The following is a 17853-nucleotide window of genomic DNA, read 5'->3' as shown; positions in this document are numbered from 1 at the left end:
TCCTTGCTGCGTGGCCGCGCCCGGGGGTCCTCGCCCGGGGAGCCCGGTCCTTGCTGCGGTGGCCGCGCCTGGGGTGGGTCGGCGTGCGGGGGTGTCCGGTCTTGCTGCGGTGGCCGTTTGGGGTCCGCTCCGGGGTTGCGCCGGGACTGCGTGATTTACGGCGCGTTGGGGGGTGGCCGGAGGGTGACTGTTCCTTGTGCGCCACACATCACGGTCTACGTCCTGGCTCCACCCGCTGCGCGTCCCCCCGCCCCTGAACGCCACAGGCCCGCCCGCGCAGAGCGGGTGTGGCCGGGGAACGGCGCCGGGGAGACACCCCCACGCCCCCGAACCCCACCGGCTCCACCGCGCCCCCGGTCCACAATGGGCCCCGTGCGGTATCTCATCCTCGGCGTCACCGAGGCACATGACGAGCGCGGCGGCGTCCTGCCCCTCGGTGGGCCGCGGCTCCGGCGGCTGCTTGCCGCGCTCGCTCTGCGGGTCGGCCGCGCCGTGTCCGTCGGCGAGCTCGTCGACGACGTATGGGGCGGCGAGCCACCGCACGACGCCCCCGCCGCCCTCCAGGCCCTCGTCGGAAGGCTCCGGCGTGCCCTCGGCAAGGACGCCGTCGAGAGCGCCCCCGGCGGCTACCGTCTCGCCGCTGCCAAGGACGACGTCGACCTGTACGTGTTCGAGCGCCTCACCCGCCGGGCGACCGCCGAACTCGCCGAGCCGGAAACCGCCGCCCGCACCCTCCGTACCGCCCTCGCCCTCTGGCGCGGCCCCGCACTCGCCGATCTGCCCGACGGGGAGCACGCCGCCCGCCCCGAGGCCCAACGGCTTGCCGCGATCCAGCAGCGCATCATGGCCGACCTCGGGCGCGGTGCCACCCAGACCCTCGTACCGGAGCTGCAGGAGCTCACCGCCGCGCACCCGTACCACGAGCCGTTCCGCGCGCTGCTCATCCGCGCGCTGCGCGCCGAGGGCCGCCAGGCCGACGCCCTTGTCGCGTACGAGGAGGCCCGCCGGGCACTCGCCGACGGCCTCGGCGCCGACCCCGGGCCCGAACTGACATCGCTGTACGAGGAGTTGCTCCACGCTCCCGCGCTGCCCGAGCCCCCGCGGAGCCACGGCAATATCCGCCCTCGCCTCACCTCCTTCGTAGGCCGTGACAGCGAACTCCGTGCCATCCGCGCCGACGTGACCCGCTCCCGCCTCGTCACCCTCACCGGCCCAGGCGGGTCGGGGAAGACCCGTCTCGCCGTGGAGGCTGCCCCTGCCGCCGCCCCCCACGGCGCCTGGCTTGTCGAGCTCGCACCCCTCGACGACCCCTCCGCCCTGCCCGGCGCCGTGCTGTCCGCGCTCGGTCTGCGTGAGACCACCCTCATCGCCCGCGAGGCCCAGCCCCTGCCCGCCGACCCCACCGACCGGCTGGTCGAGCACCTCGCCCACCGCCCTTTCCTCCTCGTACTCGACAACTGCGAGCATGTCGTCGACGCGGCCGCCGAACTCGCCGAGACCCTCCTCACCCACTGCCCCCACCTGCGCATCCTCGCCACCAGCCGGGAACCGCTGGGCGTGCCGGGCGAGTTGGTGCGCCCGGTGGAACCGCTGCCGGATCCGATGGCGCTGCGGCTGCTCGCCGAGCGGGGCGCGGCGGCCAGGCCCGGTTTCCGTATCGACACCGATGAGGCCACCGCCGCCGCGGCCGCCGAGATCTGCCGTCGTCTCGACGGACTGCCGCTCGCCATCGAACTCGCCGCCGCCCGGCTGCGGATGCTCACCCCGCGCCAGATCGCCGACCGCCTGGACGACCGCTTCCGCCTGCTGACCAGCGGCAGCCGCACCGTACTGCCGCGCCAACAGACCCTGCGCGCCGTCGTCGACTGGTCCTGGGACCTCCTCGACGACCCCGAACGCACCCTTCTGCGCCAACTCGCCGTCTTCGCCGGCGGCTGGGATCTCCCCGCCGCCGAAGCCGTCTGCGACGAAGACGCCGCCATCCACCTCGGCGCACTCGTCGACAAGTCCCTCGTCACCGCCACACCCATCAGCGACGGCGAGATGCGCTACCGGCTGCTGGAGACCATTCACGAGTACGCCACGGAGCGCGCCGCGGAGACCCCGGCCGTACGGGACGCCGCGGCCCGCGCCCACACCGCCCACTTCGCCGCCCTCGTCGAGGAGGCAGAGCCGCGCCTGCGCTCCGGCGACCAGCTCCCTTGGATCGGCCGCATCGAAGCCGACCTCGACAACATCCGCGCCGCCGTCCACCGCGCCGTCGTCGAGACCCGCGACGAAGAGACTGCGCTGCGCCTGGTCTTCGGGATGGGCTGGTTCTGGTGGCTGCGCAACTACCGCGCCGAAGGCCTGTCCTGGGTGGAGCGCACCGTACGCCTCGGCCCGGACCCGGTCGACGAGGACAACCCCCTTTACTGGCCCCGGATGAATCTGGTCATGCTGAGGTTCTTCCTCGCCGTGGAGAGCCGACCGGCCGAGATGCTGCGGGAGAATGCTGAGCTGATGGCCCTGCTGCGCCGTGTGCAGGACGCCTTCAGCCGGCCGGGACCGGAGGCCGCCCGCTTCCCCGGACTGCTCTGGCCGATGGCCTCGTACCTCACCGGCGACGCGCAGGACGTCCGTGAGCTGCTGGATGCCGCCGTCGTCAACGCCCGTGCGTACGGCGGCGAATGGGAGTACGGCGTCACGCTGATGTTCCGCACCCACCTGGTCGTCGACATGCCCGGCGGCATGCCCGGCATCGACGAGGACCTCGCCGTGCTGCGCGAGGTGAGCCGCCGTGTCGGCGACCGCTGGATGCGCGCACAGGTGGCGAGCGCGGCGGCCGAGGCGGGAATGATGCGCGGCCGGTACGCGGAGTCCCGCATCGCGTACGAGGAGGCGCTGGCACTCGCCCGCGAGGTCGGCGCATACGCCGAAGCCCCGTTCCTCATTGCCCGCCTCGCCGAACTCACCTACCGCGCCGGTGACACCGCGGCCGCCGAGAAGGGCTTCGACGAAGCGGCCGAGGAGGCCGAGCGCTACCACGTCCAGGACACCCGCGCCTATGTCTGCATGATGCGCGCCGCCATCGCGCTGGAGCGCGGCGAGATACCCCGGGCCCGCAGCCTGATGGACCAGGCACGCGAACTGAGCGGGAACGGCAGCCCGCCACCACAATTCGCGGCGGTGCTCGACGGTGTGGACGCCGGGATCGCCGCGTACGAGCCGGCGACCGGGCCGGCAGCGGCGCTACAGGGCCTGGCGGCCGCACTCCGCAAGGCGCGCGACGCCCACTGCGCGGAGTTCATCACCGCCCTGCTGGCCGACAGCGCCGCGAGCGTACTCACGCTGAACGGCCAACTCACGCTCGCCGTCCGGGTCCTGGCCGCCACCGACACCTGGCGCTCGCACAGCCCCCGCTCCGTACCGGAACAGACGGACGCCGACCAAATCCGCTCACGCGCCCGTGCCGAGCTCGGAATCCGGCGCTACGAGAACGAGTGCGCAGCGGGCCGCGCGCTCACCGTCACCCAGGTCATCGACCTCCTTGAGGACGCGGGGAAGCCGGAGGCGGTCAGCGGCAGCTGATCTGCGACTGGGCCCAGTCCACGAGCGCCACCGAGTCCAACGGCGTGTGCGGGTCCACGACCAGCCGGATCGTCTTCTGCCCGGCGATCGGCACATGCGCCGGTACGGCCGCGGCTCCGGCGCGCATCACCGGGGACCGCCACAGCCGCCCACCGCCCCCGTACACCGAGAAGCGCGCCGCCGCCGGGCCCAGAGTCAGATTGTCGATGCCGACCATCGCGTCAAAGGCGCTGCACTGGCGGTTGAGGTCGATGGTGACGGAGGACGCGGCGTGCACGGTCACCCCGTGCGCGTACCGCGTGCCGCCGATGGACATGCCCCAGCGCTGCCAGAGCCAACTGCTCAGTCCGAGCCGCACCTCGGGCCTGGTGTGGTCGCCGAAGACGCCGTACTCCAGCTGGTTGACCTGGTACACCCGCGGGGCCGGCGGAGGCGGCGGGGTGGGCTTGGGCCGGGGTTTGGGCGTGGGGTCCGGAGTGGACGTCGGCGGGACCGGGGCGTTGGGCTTGGAAGGCGTCGGCGTCGGCTTCGGCTTCGTCGCGGGGTTCGTCGTGGGGTTCGTCGTGGGATTCAGAGGCGTCGGCTTCAGGGACGGCCTGTCCGGAGGCGCGGACTGCTCCGGCCCGGGCTGCTCCGGCCCGGGCGGGGCCGGAAACTTCGGCTTCGGTGACGGAGTGGGCTTCAGAGGTACGACGGGCTCCTCGGCCGGGGGCTTCGCCTCGTGCTTCGGAACGGGCTCGGGATCATGGGCGAGGGCCCACATCAGTCCGGCGGCCGCCGCCACGGCCACCGTCGTCGCGATCCCCGCCTTCGCCAGGGCGCCAAGACCCTCCGACGCCGCGGCCCCACCAGCCCCACCGGCCCCACTGGCCGCGCCCCCGGAGGCGCCAGAAGCACCCGAGGCGCCCGCGCCTCCGGAGGCAGCGGCACCAGCTCCCGCCCCCGCAGCGCCGGCGGCCCCGGCCGCCACGATCCCGGCGGCCTTGAGCGAGTACCCGGCGGCGAACCAGCCGATGACCGCGACCGGAAGCAGCGCCGGAATCCCGGCGTTGACATGTGCCAGCTCGCGCGCTGCGAGCCGGCATCTCGCGCACTCTTCCAAGTGCTTGCGCAGTCCGCGCTCGGCCTGCATCCGCAGACCCCCGCGGGAGTACGCCCCCAGCCGGTCGGCGTACCGGGCGCAGTCGCCGCCCGAGGTGAGCGCGGAACTCACATGGGCCTGCAGATATGCCTGCTTGAGGCCCTCGCGCGCCCGGCCGGCCAGTACCGCCGTGGCATTGGCGGTCAGCCCGAAGAGCGGCGCGACCTCGCTCGGTGACTCCTCCTCGACGGTGGTGTGCCAGAGCACCGCCTGCCAGCGCTCGGGCAGCGAGCGGAAGGCCTGCAGGGCCAGCGACCGCTCGGCTTCGTGCATCGCCCGCACATCGGCGCCGAGGCCGAGGGTGCCTTCGCTCGCCGCGTCGGAGCTACGGGCGGCCTCCGCGGCGAACACCGCGAAGTCCTCGACCAATTGCTCCCGCCGCGCTGTTTTCATCCAGGCCGCGGCCACCCGCCGGACCGTCGTGAGCAGATACGCCCGTACCGCCTGCTCGGGCCCCGCACCTCCGCGCACCGCCTGCAGCGTCCGCGCGAACACCTCGGCCGTCAGATCGTCGGCGGTGTGCGCGTCCCGGCAGCAGGTGCGCGCGTACCCGCGGACGGCGCCGGAGTGGCGGCGGAACAGTTCCTCGTAGGCGCTGTCGTCGCCCTCCCGCGTGCGCCGGATCAACTCGGCGTCGGACGACGGCAGCTCACGGCGAGGCCGCGGTACGGACTCGAGCCCGGCACCCCCGCGCTGCGGCGGTACGGTGCACTCCTCCGGGCCATCCTCGGCAGGGCCCGGAGCTCCGGCCGGACCGGAAGGACCACCGGGACCACCAGGGCCGGACGCACCTGAAGACCTACCGGGCCCGGCCTGGCTCGGCACCTGTCGCGAGGGCAGACCGGCCGAATCCGAACCGCCCGTACCACTGAGTGACTCGTCCCGACCGTCACTGCTCATCGCGGAAGCCCCCGTAAGCACCCTCGGACCCGAACACCGGGCCAGAGTGCCACAGAGTGCCAGTTCATCTAACCCTTATGTCCGGCAACCACTCATCCGGGGAGACTTCCCGAACCCAGCACCACCCACCACTTGTTCGGTGAAGGCACATCGGTGTAGGCGCAAACCGACCCCACGCAGCAGTCAGTTGGTGACGTCGGCCGACGCTGGTCGGCGCCGATCAGGCGGACCGTGACCGCAGCCCCTCCAGCAGAATGTCCAGCAGCCGGGCCGAGGCCGCCGCCTGCTGCGCCGCGTCCGGCAGCGCCGGCGCAGCCGTGGCTATCACCAGCAGAACGTCCGCCACGGTCACATCGCCGCGCAGCTCACCCGCCGCCCGTGCCCGGTCGACCAGTTGCCCCACGACATCCAGCAGGTCCGTCGCGGCCGTGTCGTCCTGCTCCTCCGCGGGCACCGGAGACGGCTCGACCACCCGCAGCTCGGCCGGTGCGCCGACCCGCTGGTGCGGCACCCGCGCCTCGCCCGCCACGACGGCCGTCGTCGGCTCCTCGGAGTCCACGCCCACCCGCAGCACCTGCGGCGGCAGCAGCCGGCCCGCACCCGATGCCACCGACGTACGCAGGAAGCGGGAGAGCGCCGACCACGGCTCCTCCTCCTGCCCCAGAGCCGTACGCGCCTGCTCGGTCAGCCGGGAGGTCTCCTCCTCGGCTATCCGGCGCACCAGAACGTCCTTGCTCGGGAAGCGCCGGTACACGGTCCCGACTCCGACCCTGGCCCGGCGCGCCACGTCCTCCATCGGCGCCCCGTAGCCCAGCTCGCCGAACACCTCGCGAGCCGCCCGCAGTACATGCTCGAGATTGCGCTGTGCGTCCACACGAAGTGGCGCCGAGCGGCTGGCCCCGCCCGATCCCACTCGTCCATTACCGCCGTTGCCACCGTTCCCGTCAGCGACCGAAGCCGGTGAAACAGCAGCCTGCCAATGCGAATCCTGAATGGTCATACACGTTCCCCCGGTCATGGTGTCTCCCCCCGGAGACTTCCCCGCCCTGTCTGTCGGGCGTGCCACGACCGGACACCCCGACGAGGTACGAACATAGTTGAGCCAGGGTCAATTCAGAAGAGGGTAGTTCCGCACGGAGCGCCCCCCGATCGGAGCAAGGGCCGGAAGATTCCCGATTACGCCCCCCTGCGCCACCCCCCTCGTAGCCCCTGACCTGCGCACCTTCCCCAACACCGGGGGTCCGGCCCCGGCCGGGTCGCTCAAAGCCTCCGGTCACACAATTTGCCGGGGCTGTGGACAAACGCCTGAGGCCGTTGCGTCATGGGATGGTGAAGGCTGCTAACTTCCGGGGGACGACCCCCGGCCCCCCGCCGGGCACGCGCATTCTCGTCGTCGGCGGCGGCTACGTCGGGATGTACACAGCGCTGCGCCTCCAGAAGCAACTGAAGCAGGAGCTGGCGCGCGGCGAGGCGGAGATCGTGGTGGTCACGCCAGACCCCTATATGACCTATCAGCCCTTCCTCCCGGAAGCGGCCGCCGGCTCCATCTCCCCACGCCATGTGGTGGTCCCTCTCCGCCTCGTGCTCGACAGATGCAAGATCCTCATCGGCGAGGCCAAGGCCGTCGACCACGCCAAGCGCACCGCGACCGTCATCACTCTCGCCACCGCCGAGGAGGGCACGGGCGGCGTGCAGATCACGTACGACGAACTCGTCATCGCACCCGGCTCCATCTCCCGCACCCTCCCGATCCCCGGCCTCGCCGACTACGCCATCGGCTTCAAGACCGTCGAGGAAGCCATCGGCCTGCGCAACCACGTCATCGAGCAGATGGACATCGCCTCCTCCACCCGCGACCCGGCGATCCGCGACGCAGCCCTCACCTTCGTCTTCGTCGGCGGCGGCTACGCCGGCGTCGAAGCACTCGGCGAGCTGGAGGACATGGCCCGCTACGCCACGCGCTACTACCACAACGTCAAGCCCGAGGACATGAAATGGATCCTCGTCGAGGCCACCAACCGCATCCTCCCCGAGGTCGGCGAGGCGATGGGCAAGTACGCGATCCGCGAGCTGCGCGCCCGCAATATCGACGTACGCCTCGAGACCCGGCTGGACTCCTGCGCGGACCGCGTGGCCGTCCTCAGCGACGGCAGCCGCTTCCCGACGCGCACCGTGGTGTGGACGGCGGGCGTCAGGCCGTCGCCGCTCCTCGCCGCCACCGATCTGCCGCTCAATGAGCGTGGCCGCCTCGCCTGCACCGCTCGGCTCTCCGTCGCCGGTGTCGAGCACGCCTGGTCGGCCGGCGACACCGCGGCCGTCCCCGACATCACTTCCGACGAGCCCGGCAAGGAGTGCGCGCCCAACGCCCAGCACGCGGTGCGCCAGACCAAGGTCCTCGCTGAGAACATCGTCGCGTCGCTGCGCGGCGAACCCCTGAAGGAATACGCACACAAGTACGCCGGATCCGTTGCCTCCCTCGGCCTCCACAGGGGCGTCGCCCATGTCTACGGCCGTAAGCTCAAGGGCTATCCCGCCTGGCTGATGCACCGCGTCTACCACCTCAGCCGGGTTCCCACCTTCAACCGCAAGGCCCGCGTCCTCTCCGAGTGGACCCTCTCCGGGCTCTTCAAACGCGAGATCGTCTCCCTCGGCTCGCTGGAACACCCGCGCGCCGAATTCGAACTCGCCGCAGGCGGCAAACGCCCGGGACACGGCCCCCATGGCGCACCGAAGGACGGGCCGCACAGCGGCCCCGGAGGGACCTAGACAAGGCTGGGACAGCGACGGCTGTCAGTCCGGTCGGTCACACTGGACGTGTGACCATAGGTGGGCTCACACCTGCACAGAGTGACCCTTGGCGACAAGCATTGAGGCTAGAAAGTCAGTGAACTTCACGCGTTGGAGCCCAAGGCTCCCCGGTACGCAGCGTCGCGCCGAAGCGCGGGGGACCGACCACGCGGTCTCCCCGGCACAGCGAGGGGAAGGCTCCGTGCCTGCGGCCCGCGGCGAGTACGAGCACCAGCCGGAGCCCCTGCCCGACGTCCCCGCCCTCGAGGACTTCTCCGTCCAGGAGATCCTCGGCCGTCTCCCCGCCCTGGTCGTCCTCGTATACGGACCCGAGCACCGCATCGCGTACGTCAACGACGCCTACGCCGCAGCCTTCGGCCCCCGCCCGGTCGGCGCGACCGCCGCGGACACCTGCCCCGAGCTCACCGAGCTGGGCCTGCTCCCGCTCATGGACCAGGTGCTGCGCAGCGGCAAGCCCCGTACGGTCAAATCCCGCAAGGTCCGCGGACAGGGCTCGTACACCGTCACCTGCCTGCCCGCCGAGAGCCTCAAGGACGGCGGGGGAGTCCTCGTCTTCGCCGCCGACGTCACCGACCACGCGGAGGCCGCCGAACGGCTGCGCGCCAGCGAGCGGCGCCACCGCGAGACCGCGGTCACCCTCCAGCGGTCTCTGCTCCCGCAGGAGCTGGAGCAGCCCGACGATCTGTGCATCGCCGCCACGTACCAGCCGGGCGGCACGGACGCCGCGGTCGGCGGCGACTGGTACGACGTGATCACCCTCGGCGCCGGCCGCACCGCGCTCGTCATCGGCGACGTCATGGGCCGCGGTGTGCGCGCGGCCGCCGTCATGGGCCAGCTCCGCACCGCCGTACGGGCCTACGCCCGCCTCGACCTGCCTCCGCACGAGGTGCTCCAGCTGCTCGACGGCCTCGCCGCCGAGATCGACGCCAGCCAGATCGCCACGTGCGTCTACGCCGTCCACGACCCCAACGAAGGCCGGCTCGTCTATGCCTCGGCGGGCCACCTCCCGGTCCTGGTCCGCGACGAGGACGGCACGGTCCGCCGCGCCGAGGACCCGACAGGCCCCCCGCTCGGCACCGGCGGCTGGCTGCACACCTCGGGCACCATCGCCCTCCCGCCGGGCTCCAGCGCTGTCCTCTATACGGACGGCTTGATCGAGCGGCGCGGCGAGGACATCGACGAAGGGGTCGCCGCGCTCGAGCGCGCGCTCTCCGGGGCGACCGGCACTCCGCAGGTGGTCTGCGACCGGCTGATCCGCTCCCTGGGAGTCACCGCCGAACACGACGACGACGTGGCCGTACTGGTCGTCCAGCACCCCACGCGTACGGGCCCGGCGGCCGAGCTCTTCCACAACGCCGCCCTCGAACTGCTCGGCGGAGTCGAGGCGGCCCCGCGCGCCCGCGCCTTCGCCTCCGGAGTGCTGGCCTCCTGGCGCTTCTCGTCCGAGCTCCACGACCTGGGCGTACTGGCCGCCAGCGAACTGGTCGCCAACTCCCTCCAGCACGGCACCCCGCCCATGCGCCTCAGACTCCGCCGCACCGACCGCCGCCTGATCATCGAGGTGACGGACGGCGACGACCATCTGCCGCGCCGCCGCCGCGCGGAAACGGAGGACGAGGCGGGCCGCGGGATTTCCATCGTCGCGACGATCGCCTCGTCCTGGGGGAGCCGCCGCACGCCGGGCGGCGGCAAAGCGGTCTGGTGCGAGTTCGCCCTGCCCGCTTAGCCCGCGGCGCGCCCGACGGACAGCGTGGCGGCGGACCGGTTGGCCGACGGACCGCGCAGGCCTAGGCGGCGGCCTCCAGCTGCTCGGACGGCTTGTGCTGAGCCACCACGCGCGACTTCGACGCGAGATGGGGCTGGTTCTGTACGGGCGTGAGCTGCTTGCCCAGCCGCAGCGCCAGCGCAGTGATGCCGAGTGAGAAGAGCACGAAGGTCACGATGTACGGCCCGTGCAGCGCGGCCCCCATCGGCCCGCCCACGGCCGGCCCGACCGCCAGCGCGAGCTGCTTGACCAGCGCGAAAGCGGCGTTGTACTGCCCGACCATCGACTCCGGCGCCAGATCGGCGACAAGCGGCGCGACGGTCGGCGACAGCATCGCCTCACCGAGCCCGAACATGCCGTACGCGGATACGAACGCGGCCGTCGCCATCGCCTGGCTGCCGTGCCCGAGCCCCGCGTATCCCGCCGTGACCCAGGCGAGGGCCCAGATCAGCCCGACGGTGGCGATCACCCGGCTGCGCCTGCGGCGCTCGACGAACTTCAGCACCACGAACTGCGCGACGACGATTACCGCGGTGTTGGCGGCCAGCGCCGTCCCGAGGGTCGCGGGCTCGATCCCGGCGGCCTCGGTGCCGTATGCGGCCAGGCCCGACTCGAACTGTCCGTAGCAGGCGAAGAAGAGGACGAACCCGAGCACGCACAGCTGCACCATGGCCCGGTGGCCGAGCAGCGCGCGTATCCCGCCCTTGGCCTTGGCCTCGGTGTTCTCGGGCCGCGCCTCCTGGAGCGAGAACGAGCGCGGCAGTCGCACACTCAGCACGATCCCCGCGAGCACCAGGAACATCACGGCCTCGATGCCGAACAGCAGGGTGAAGCTGCCCGGCCGGCTTTCGTCGACGATGTGCCCGCCGATCAGACCGCCGATGCCGAGCCCCAGGTTCTGCAGGAAGAACTGCATGGCGAAGGCGCGCGTACGGGTCGAGGTGTTCGAGCACCAGACGATCATCGTCGCGAGCGCCGGCTGCATCACGGCCGTACCGGCGCCGAGCAGCGCGGCGGACAGCACGACGGTCGGGGCACTGTTCGCCAGCCCCATGCTCGCCGCGCCGGCGGAGGCCAGCAGCGCGGCCCCCGTCAGCACGGGCAGCGGCCCGCGGCGGTCGATGATCCGCCCGGTGAAGGGCAGGGCGACGAGCGCGGCCATCGCAAAGACCGCGAGGACGGCACCGGCCGTTGCCGCACCCAGATCCCGCACCTGCGCCACATAGACGTACAGATACGGAACCGTGAAGCCGAGTCCGAACGCGCTCAGCGCGTTCCCCGCCTGAATCCGGCGCATCGCCGCGCCCGCCGCCCTGGTCACACTCACCCACTCATGGTCTTGAAGGACTGAAGTCTGAAGACTTCAACACTAAAGTTAGAACCTCAACAATACACAGCGAAGGACTTCAACGCCAACGGGCCCCATGCGATACTTCGGCGCATGCCTACCGCGACCCCTGAGGGCCCCGAGTCGCCCGGCTCCGGTCTCCAGGAGCCCAGCCTCGACGAGCAGATCGCCGCCTATCAGCGAGAGTTCGGCGACCTGGATCCCCAGGTCGAGAAGGTCGTCTCGGCACTCGGCCGGCTCAACCGCCGGATGAACGTGGCGTACGGCCGCCAGGTCGCCGCCCTCGGCATCAGCAATGCCGAGTGGGAGGTCCTGAAGACCCTGGTGCTCGCGGGCTCCCCGTACCGAATGGGCCCGGGTGAGCTAGCCAAGCGGCTCGGCCTCACTCCGGCCGCGATGACCCACCGCATCGACCGCATGGCGGGCGAGGGCCTGGTCACGCGCGACCGCGACGAGAACAACCGGGTGCGGGTGATCGTGGAGCTGACGGACGAGGGCCGTACGAAGTGGCTCGAGGCGATGCGCATGGCGACGCACTTCGAGGAGGACCTGCTCCAGGACCTCTCGGCGGAGGAGCGGGGCGTGCTCGGCGAGCTCCTGATCCGCGTCCTGCGCCGCGTGGAACACGCCCAGCCGGACGCCGGCGGCCGCCTCACCGACCTGGACTAGTGACTGGGTGAACGCCGGGTGGGGCGGAGTTGACACAGCCTTCACCGGTACGTAAAGTTCTTCGAGTTGTCACGGAGCCGGAACGGTTCTGCGGCAGCCACTCCCGCCGCGAATGCGGCAACCAAACTCAGCACGATCTCCCAGCCGGGATGAATTTCGGCATGCCGAAATTCATTTCGAAGACTCGATTATGAGTCGCCTGAGAAATCCGCTAGAGTTTGAGCGTCGGAACGGCCCAACAGCCGGAAAGACAAACCCCGCTGACTGGGAGTCAGGCCCGAAAGGATCTGATAGAGTCGGAACCGCCGGAAAGCCGAAAGGCCGGAAAGCGAACCCCGCTCCGACGGGGAATCGGACACGAAAGAGTCTGATAGAGTCGGAAACGCAAGACCGAAGGGAAGCGCCCGGAGGAAAACCCCAGAAAATGTTCTGCGGGTGAGTACAAAGGAAGCGTCCGTTCCTTGAGAACTCAACAGCGTGCCAAAAGTCAACGCCAGATATGTTGATACCCCGGCCTGTTTCGGCAGGTTCGAGGTTCCTTTGAAAGTCCTGCTGCTGCTCTGCAGTGGCAGGCAATGACACAGCGAGGACGCTGTGAACAGTCGGTCTTATTCCGACCGGCTGTTCCGCTCTAAGTGGTGTTGATCCCGCGCTTTTAATTAAGCACAGTCGGGAAGACATTCATGGAGAGTTTGATCCTGGCTCAGGACGAACGCTGGCGGCGTGCTTAACACATGCAAGTCGAACGATGAAGCCCTTCGGGGTGGATTAGTGGCGAACGGGTGAGTAACACGTGGGCAATCTGCCCTTCACTCTGGGACAAGCCCTGGAAACGGGGTCTAATACCGGATAACACTCCTCCCTGCATGGGGAGGGGTTGAAAGCTCCGGCGGTGAAGGATGAGCCCGCGGCCTATCAGCTTGTTGGTGGGGTGATGGCCTACCAAGGCGACGACGGGTAGCCGGCCTGAGAGGGCGACCGGCCACACTGGGACTGAGACACGGCCCAGACTCCTACGGGAGGCAGCAGTGGGGAATATTGCACAATGGGCGAAAGCCTGATGCAGCGACGCCGCGTGAGGGATGACGGCCTTCGGGTTGTAAACCTCTTTCAGCAGGGAAGAAGCGAAAGTGACGGTACCTGCAGAAGAAGCGCCGGCTAACTACGTGCCAGCAGCCGCGGTAATACGTAGGGCGCAAGCGTTGTCCGGAATTATTGGGCGTAAAGAGCTCGTAGGCGGCTTGTCACGTCGGATGTGAAAGCCCGGGGCTTAACCCCGGGTCTGCATTCGATACGGGCTAGCTAGAGTGTGGTAGGGGAGATCGGAATTCCTGGTGTAGCGGTGAAATGCGCAGATATCAGGAGGAACACCGGTGGCGAAGGCGGATCTCTGGGCCATTACTGACGCTGAGGAGCGAAAGCGTGGGGAGCGAACAGGATTAGATACCCTGGTAGTCCACGCCGTAAACGTTGGGAACTAGGTGTTGGCGACATTCCACGTCGTCGGTGCCGCAGCTAACGCATTAAGTTCCCCGCCTGGGGAGTACGGCCGCAAGGCTAAAACTCAAAGGAATTGACGGGGGCCCGCACAAGCAGCGGAGCATGTGGCTTAATTCGACGCAACGCGAAGAACCTTACCAAGGCTTGACATATACCGGAAAGCATCAGAGATGGTGCCCCCCTTGTGGTCGGTATACAGGTGGTGCATGGCTGTCGTCAGCTCGTGTCGTGAGATGTTGGGTTAAGTCCCGCAACGAGCGCAACCCTTGTTCTGTGTTGCCAGCATGCCCTTCGGGGTGATGGGGACTCACAGGAGACTGCCGGGGTCAACTCGGAGGAAGGTGGGGACGACGTCAAGTCATCATGCCCCTTATGTCTTGGGCTGCACACGTGCTACAATGGCCGGTACAATGAGCTGCGATGCCGCGAGGCGGAGCGAATCTCAAAAAGCCGGTCTCAGTTCGGATTGGGGTCTGCAACTCGACCCCATGAAGTCGGAGTTGCTAGTAATCGCAGATCAGCATTGCTGCGGTGAATACGTTCCCGGGCCTTGTACACACCGCCCGTCACGTCACGAAAGTCGGTAACACCCGAAGCCGGTGGCCCAACCCCTTGTGGGAGGGAGCTGTCGAAGGTGGGACTGGCGATTGGGACGAAGTCGTAACAAGGTAGCCGTACCGGAAGGTGCGGCTGGATCACCTCCTTTCTAAGGAGCACTTCTTACCGGGCTTGCCCGGTCAGAGGCCAGAACACCGGCGAATGTCCGGTGCTGGTTGCTCATGGGTGGAACGTTGACTATTCGGCACGGTTTGCTGGCTTCACTAGTACTGCTTCGGCGTGGAACGTGAGAGTTGGTGGGTCGTGCCGGGCGCGCTGTTGGGTATCTGAGGGTGCGAGCGTGAGCTCGCCCTTCGCGATGTCGGCCCCAGTGAACTCGCTCGTGAGAGCGGGGTGGTGGGTGGCTGGTCGTTGTTTGAGAACTGCACAGTGGACGCGAGCATCTGTGGCCAAGTTTTTAAGGGCGCACGGTGGATGCCTTGGCACCAGGAACCGATGAAGGACGTGGGAGGCCACGATAGTCCCCGGGGAGCCGTCAACCAGGCTTTGATCCGGGGGTTTCCGAATGGGGAAACCCGGCAGTCGTCATGGGCTGTCACCCACTGCTGAACACATAGGCAGTGTGGAGGGAACGAGGGGAAGTGAAACATCTCAGTACCCTCAGGAAGAGAAAACAACCGTGATTCCGGGAGTAGTGGCGAGCGAAACCGGATGAGGCTAAACCGTATGCGTGTGATACCCGGCAGGGGTTGCGCATACGGGGTTGTGGGATCGCACTTCAACAGTCTGCCGGCTGTTGGGCGAGTCAGAAACCGTTGATGTAGGCGAAGGACATGCGAAAGGTCCGGCGTAGAGGGTAAGACCCCCGTAGCTGAAACATCAGCGGCTTGCTTGTGCGACACCCAAGTAGCACGGGGCCCGAGAAATCCCGTGTGAATCTGGCGGGACCACCCGCTAAGCCTAAATATTCCCTGGTGACCGATAGCGGATAGTACCGTGAGGGAATGGTGAAAAGTACCGCGGGAGCGGAGTGAAATAGTACCTGAAACCGTGTGCCTACAAGCCGTGGGAGCGTCGCTGTGTGTGCTTGCACATGCAGTCGTGACTGCGTGCCTTTTGAAGAATGAGCCTGCGAGTTTGCGGTGTGTTGCGAGGTTAACCCGTGTGGGGAAGCCGTAGCGAAAGCGAGTCCGAACAGGGCGATTCAGTAGCGCGCTCAAGACCCGAAGCGGAGTGATCTAGCCATGGGCAGGTTGAAGCGGAGGTAAGACTTCGTGGAGGACCGAACCCACCAGGGTTGAAAACCTGGGGGATGACCTGTGGTTAGGGGTGAAAGGCCAATCAAACTCCGTGATAGCTGGTTCTCCCCGAAATGCATTTAGGTGCAGCGTCGTGTGTTTCTTGCCGGAGGTAGAGCACTGGATAGGCGATGGGCCCTACCGGGTTACTGACCTTAGCCAAACTCCGAATGCCGGTAAGTGAGAGCGCGGCAGTGAGACTGTGGGGGATAAGCTCCATGGTCGAGAGGGAAACAGCCCAGAGCATCGACTAAGGCCCCTAAGCGTACGCTAAGTGGGAAAGGATGTGGAGTCGCAGAGACAACCAGGAGGTTGGCTTAGAAGCAGCCACCCTTGAAAGAGTGCGTAATAGCTCACTGGTCAAGTGATTCCGCGCCGACAATGTAGCGGGGCTCAAGCGTACCGCCGAAGTCGTGTCATTGCAGCAATAGGGCCAACGCCCGCTGTGATGGGTAGGGGAGCGTCGTGTGCCGGGTGAAGCCGCCGCGTAAGCGAGTGGTGGACGGTTCACGAGTGAGAATGCAGGCATGAGTAGCGATACACACGTGAGAAACGTGTGCGCCGATTGACTAAGGGTTCCTGGGTCAAGCTGATCTGCCCAGGGTAAGTCGGGACCTAAGGCGAGGCCGACAGGCGTAGTCGATGGACAACCGGTTGATATTCCGGTACCCGCTTTGAAACGCCCAGTATCGAGCCCATTAATGCTAAGGCCGTGAAGCCGCCCTGATCTCTTCGGAGTTGAGGGGAGTGGTGGAGCCGCCGGCCCAAGGTGGTAGTAGGTAAGCGATGGGGTGACGCAGGAAGGTAGTCCAGCCCGGGCGGTGGTTGTCCCGGGGTAAGGGTGTAGGCCGTGTGATAGGCAAATCCGTCACACATTAAGGCTGAGACCTGATGCCGAGCCGATTGTGGTGAAGTGGATGATCCTATGCTGTCGAGAAAAGCCTCTAGCGAGTTTCATGGCGGCCCGTACCCTAAACCGACTCAGGTGGTCAGGTAGAGAATACCGAGGCGTTCGGGTGAACTATGGTTAAGGAACTCGGCAAAATGCCCCCGTAACTTCGGGAGAAGGGGGGCCATCACCGGTGACGGCATTTACTGCCAGAGCTGGGGGTGGCCGCAGAGACCAGCGAGAAGCGACTGTTTACTAAAAACACAGGTCCGTGCGAAGCCGTAAGGCGATGTATACGGACTGACGCCTGCCCGGTGCTGGAACGTTAAGGGGACCGGTTAGTCACATTTCGGTGTGGCGAAGCTGAGAACTTAAGCGCCAGTAAACGGCGGTGGTAACTATAACCATCCTAAGGTAGCGAAATTCCTTGTCGGGTAAGTTCCGACCTGCACGAATGGCGTAACGACTTCTCGACTGTCTCAACCATAGGCCCGGTGAAATTGCACTACGAGTAAAGATGCTCGTTTCGCGCAGCAGGACGGAAAGACCCCGGGACCTTTACTACAGTTTGATATTGGTGTTCGGTTCGGCTTGTGTAGGATAGGTGGGAGACTGTGAACTCTGGACGCCAGTTCAGGGGGAGTCATCGTTGAAATACCACTCTGGTCGTGCTGGATGTCTAACCTGGGTCCGTGATCCGGATCAGGGACAGTGTCTGATGGGTAGTTTAACTGGGGCGGTTGCCTCCCAAAGGGTAACGGAGGCGCCCAAAGGTTCCCTCAGCCTGGTTGGCAATCAGGTGTTGAGTGTAAGTGCACAAGGGAGCTTGACTGTGAGACCGACGGGTCGAGCAGGGACGAAAGTCGGGACTAGTGATCCGGCGGTGGCTTGTGGAAGCGCCGTCGCTCAACGGATAAAAGGTACCCCGGGGATAACAGGCTGATCTTCCCCAAGAGTCCATATCGACGGGATGGTTTGGCACCTCGATGTCGGCTCGTCGCATCCTGGGGCTGGAGTCGGTCCCAAGGGTTGGGCTGTTCGCCCATTAAAGCGGTACGCGAGCTGGGTTTAGAACGTCGTGAGACAGTTCGGTCCCTATCCGCTGCGCGCGCAGGAGTCTTGAGAAGGGCTGTCCCTAGTACGAGAGGACCGGGACGGACGAACCTCTGGTGTGCCAGTTGTCCTGCCAAGGGCATGGCTGGTTGGCTACGTTCGGAAAGGATAACCGCTGAAAGCATCTAAGCGGGAAGCCTGCTTCGAGATGAGGACTCCCACCCCCTTGAGGGGTTAAGGCTCCCAGTAGACGACTGGGTTGATAGGCCAGATGTGGAAGCCGGGCAACCGGTGAAGCTGACTGGTACTAATAGGCCGAGGGCTTGTCCTCAGTTGCTCGCGTCCACTGTGTTA

The 17853-nt window shown here is 67.5% G+C and carries 7 protein-coding genes and 2 rRNA genes; 6 read left to right on the top strand and 3 right to left on the bottom strand.

From position 1 onward, the window contains the following. The first annotated feature begins 372 nt into the window (after nucleotides 1-372). Nucleotides 373-3570, top strand: coding sequence for a BTAD domain-containing putative transcriptional regulator (locus OG735_RS19930; RefSeq protein ID WP_327324544.1), 3198 nt, complete (start codon nucleotides 373-375; stop codon nucleotides 3568-3570). Here the strand turns inward: OG735_RS19930 and OG735_RS19925 are convergent. Together OG735_RS19925 and OG735_RS19920 are read right to left on the bottom strand one after the other, a co-directional pair. Beyond that, nucleotides 3557-5611, bottom strand: coding sequence for a sigma-70 family RNA polymerase sigma factor (locus OG735_RS19925; protein ID WP_327324543.1), 2055 nt, complete (start codon nucleotides 5609-5611; stop codon nucleotides 3557-3559). The two genes, OG735_RS19930 and OG735_RS19925, sit on opposite strands and share 14 nt — an antisense overlap. A gap of 220 nt (nucleotides 5612-5831) precedes the next feature. Then, nucleotides 5832-6611, bottom strand: coding sequence for a TetR/AcrR family transcriptional regulator (locus OG735_RS19920; protein WP_327324542.1), 780 nt, complete (start codon nucleotides 6609-6611; stop codon nucleotides 5832-5834). 326 nt (nucleotides 6612-6937) lie between these two features. Here OG735_RS19920 and OG735_RS19915 point away from each other — a divergent pair, with 326 nt between their 5' ends. Together OG735_RS19915 and OG735_RS19910 are read left to right on the top strand one after the other, a co-directional pair. Beyond that, nucleotides 6938-8377, top strand: coding sequence for an NAD(P)/FAD-dependent oxidoreductase (locus tag OG735_RS19915; RefSeq protein WP_327324541.1), 1440 nt, complete (start codon nucleotides 6938-6940; stop codon nucleotides 8375-8377). A 118-nt stretch (nucleotides 8378-8495) separates the two neighbouring features. Next, the gene (locus tag OG735_RS19910; protein ID WP_327324540.1) at nucleotides 8496-10145 is read left to right on the top strand and encodes an ATP-binding SpoIIE family protein phosphatase; all 1650 of its coding nucleotides are present in this window, start codon (nucleotides 8496-8498) and stop codon (nucleotides 10143-10145) included. A 61-nt stretch (nucleotides 10146-10206) separates the two neighbouring features. Here OG735_RS19910 and OG735_RS19905 read toward each other — a convergent pair whose 3' ends face one another. Beyond that, nucleotides 10207-11481: an MFS transporter gene (locus OG735_RS19905; protein ID WP_327328385.1), complete on the bottom strand. Its 1275-nt coding sequence runs from the start codon at nucleotides 11479-11481 to the stop codon at nucleotides 10207-10209. 144 nt (nucleotides 11482-11625) lie between these two features. Between OG735_RS19905 and OG735_RS19900 the strand changes: the two genes are divergently transcribed. From OG735_RS19900 to OG735_RS19890, 3 genes are all read left to right on the top strand, one after another. After that, nucleotides 11626-12201 (top strand): MarR family winged helix-turn-helix transcriptional regulator, encoded by a 576-nt coding sequence (locus tag OG735_RS19900; protein WP_327324539.1) that lies wholly within the window; start codon nucleotides 11626-11628, stop codon nucleotides 12199-12201. A gap of 680 nt (nucleotides 12202-12881) precedes the next feature. Further along, nucleotides 12882-14407, top strand: a 16S ribosomal RNA gene (locus tag OG735_RS19895). 299 nt (nucleotides 14408-14706) lie between these two features. Then, a 23S ribosomal RNA gene (locus OG735_RS19890) occupies nucleotides 14707-17830 on the top strand. Together the 16S and 23S rRNA genes form the textbook arrangement of a ribosomal RNA operon. The last annotated feature ends 23 nt before the right edge of the window (nucleotides 17831-17853 follow it).

This window comes from Streptomyces sp. NBC_01210 (genome assembly GCF_036010325.1).
Taxonomy (GTDB): Bacteria; Actinomycetota; Actinomycetes; order Streptomycetales; family Streptomycetaceae; genus Streptomyces.
Note: the sequence above shows the minus strand (reverse complement) of the source record. Positions and strands in the feature narration are given on the sequence as shown.

What these genes read in the sequence shown, in the direction of transcription:
- OG735_RS19925 (WP_327324543.1), bottom strand. Translation starts at nt 5,611, where the DNA reads ATGAGCAGTGACGGTCGGGACGAGTCACTCAGTGGTACGGGCGGTTCG.
- OG735_RS19915 (WP_327324541.1), top strand. Translation starts at nt 6,938, where the DNA reads ATGGTGAAGGCTGCTAACTTCCGGGGGACGACCCCCGGCCCCCCGCCG.
- OG735_RS19900 (WP_327324539.1), top strand. Translation starts at nt 11,626, where the DNA reads ATGCCTACCGCGACCCCTGAGGGCCCCGAGTCGCCCGGCTCCGGTCTC.
- OG735_RS19920 (WP_327324542.1), bottom strand. Translation starts at nt 6,611, where the DNA reads ATGACCATTCAGGATTCGCATTGGCAGGCTGCTGTTTCACCGGCTTCG.
- OG735_RS19905 (WP_327328385.1), bottom strand. Translation starts at nt 11,481, where the DNA reads ATGCGCCGGATTCAGGCGGGGAACGCGCTGAGCGCGTTCGGACTCGGC.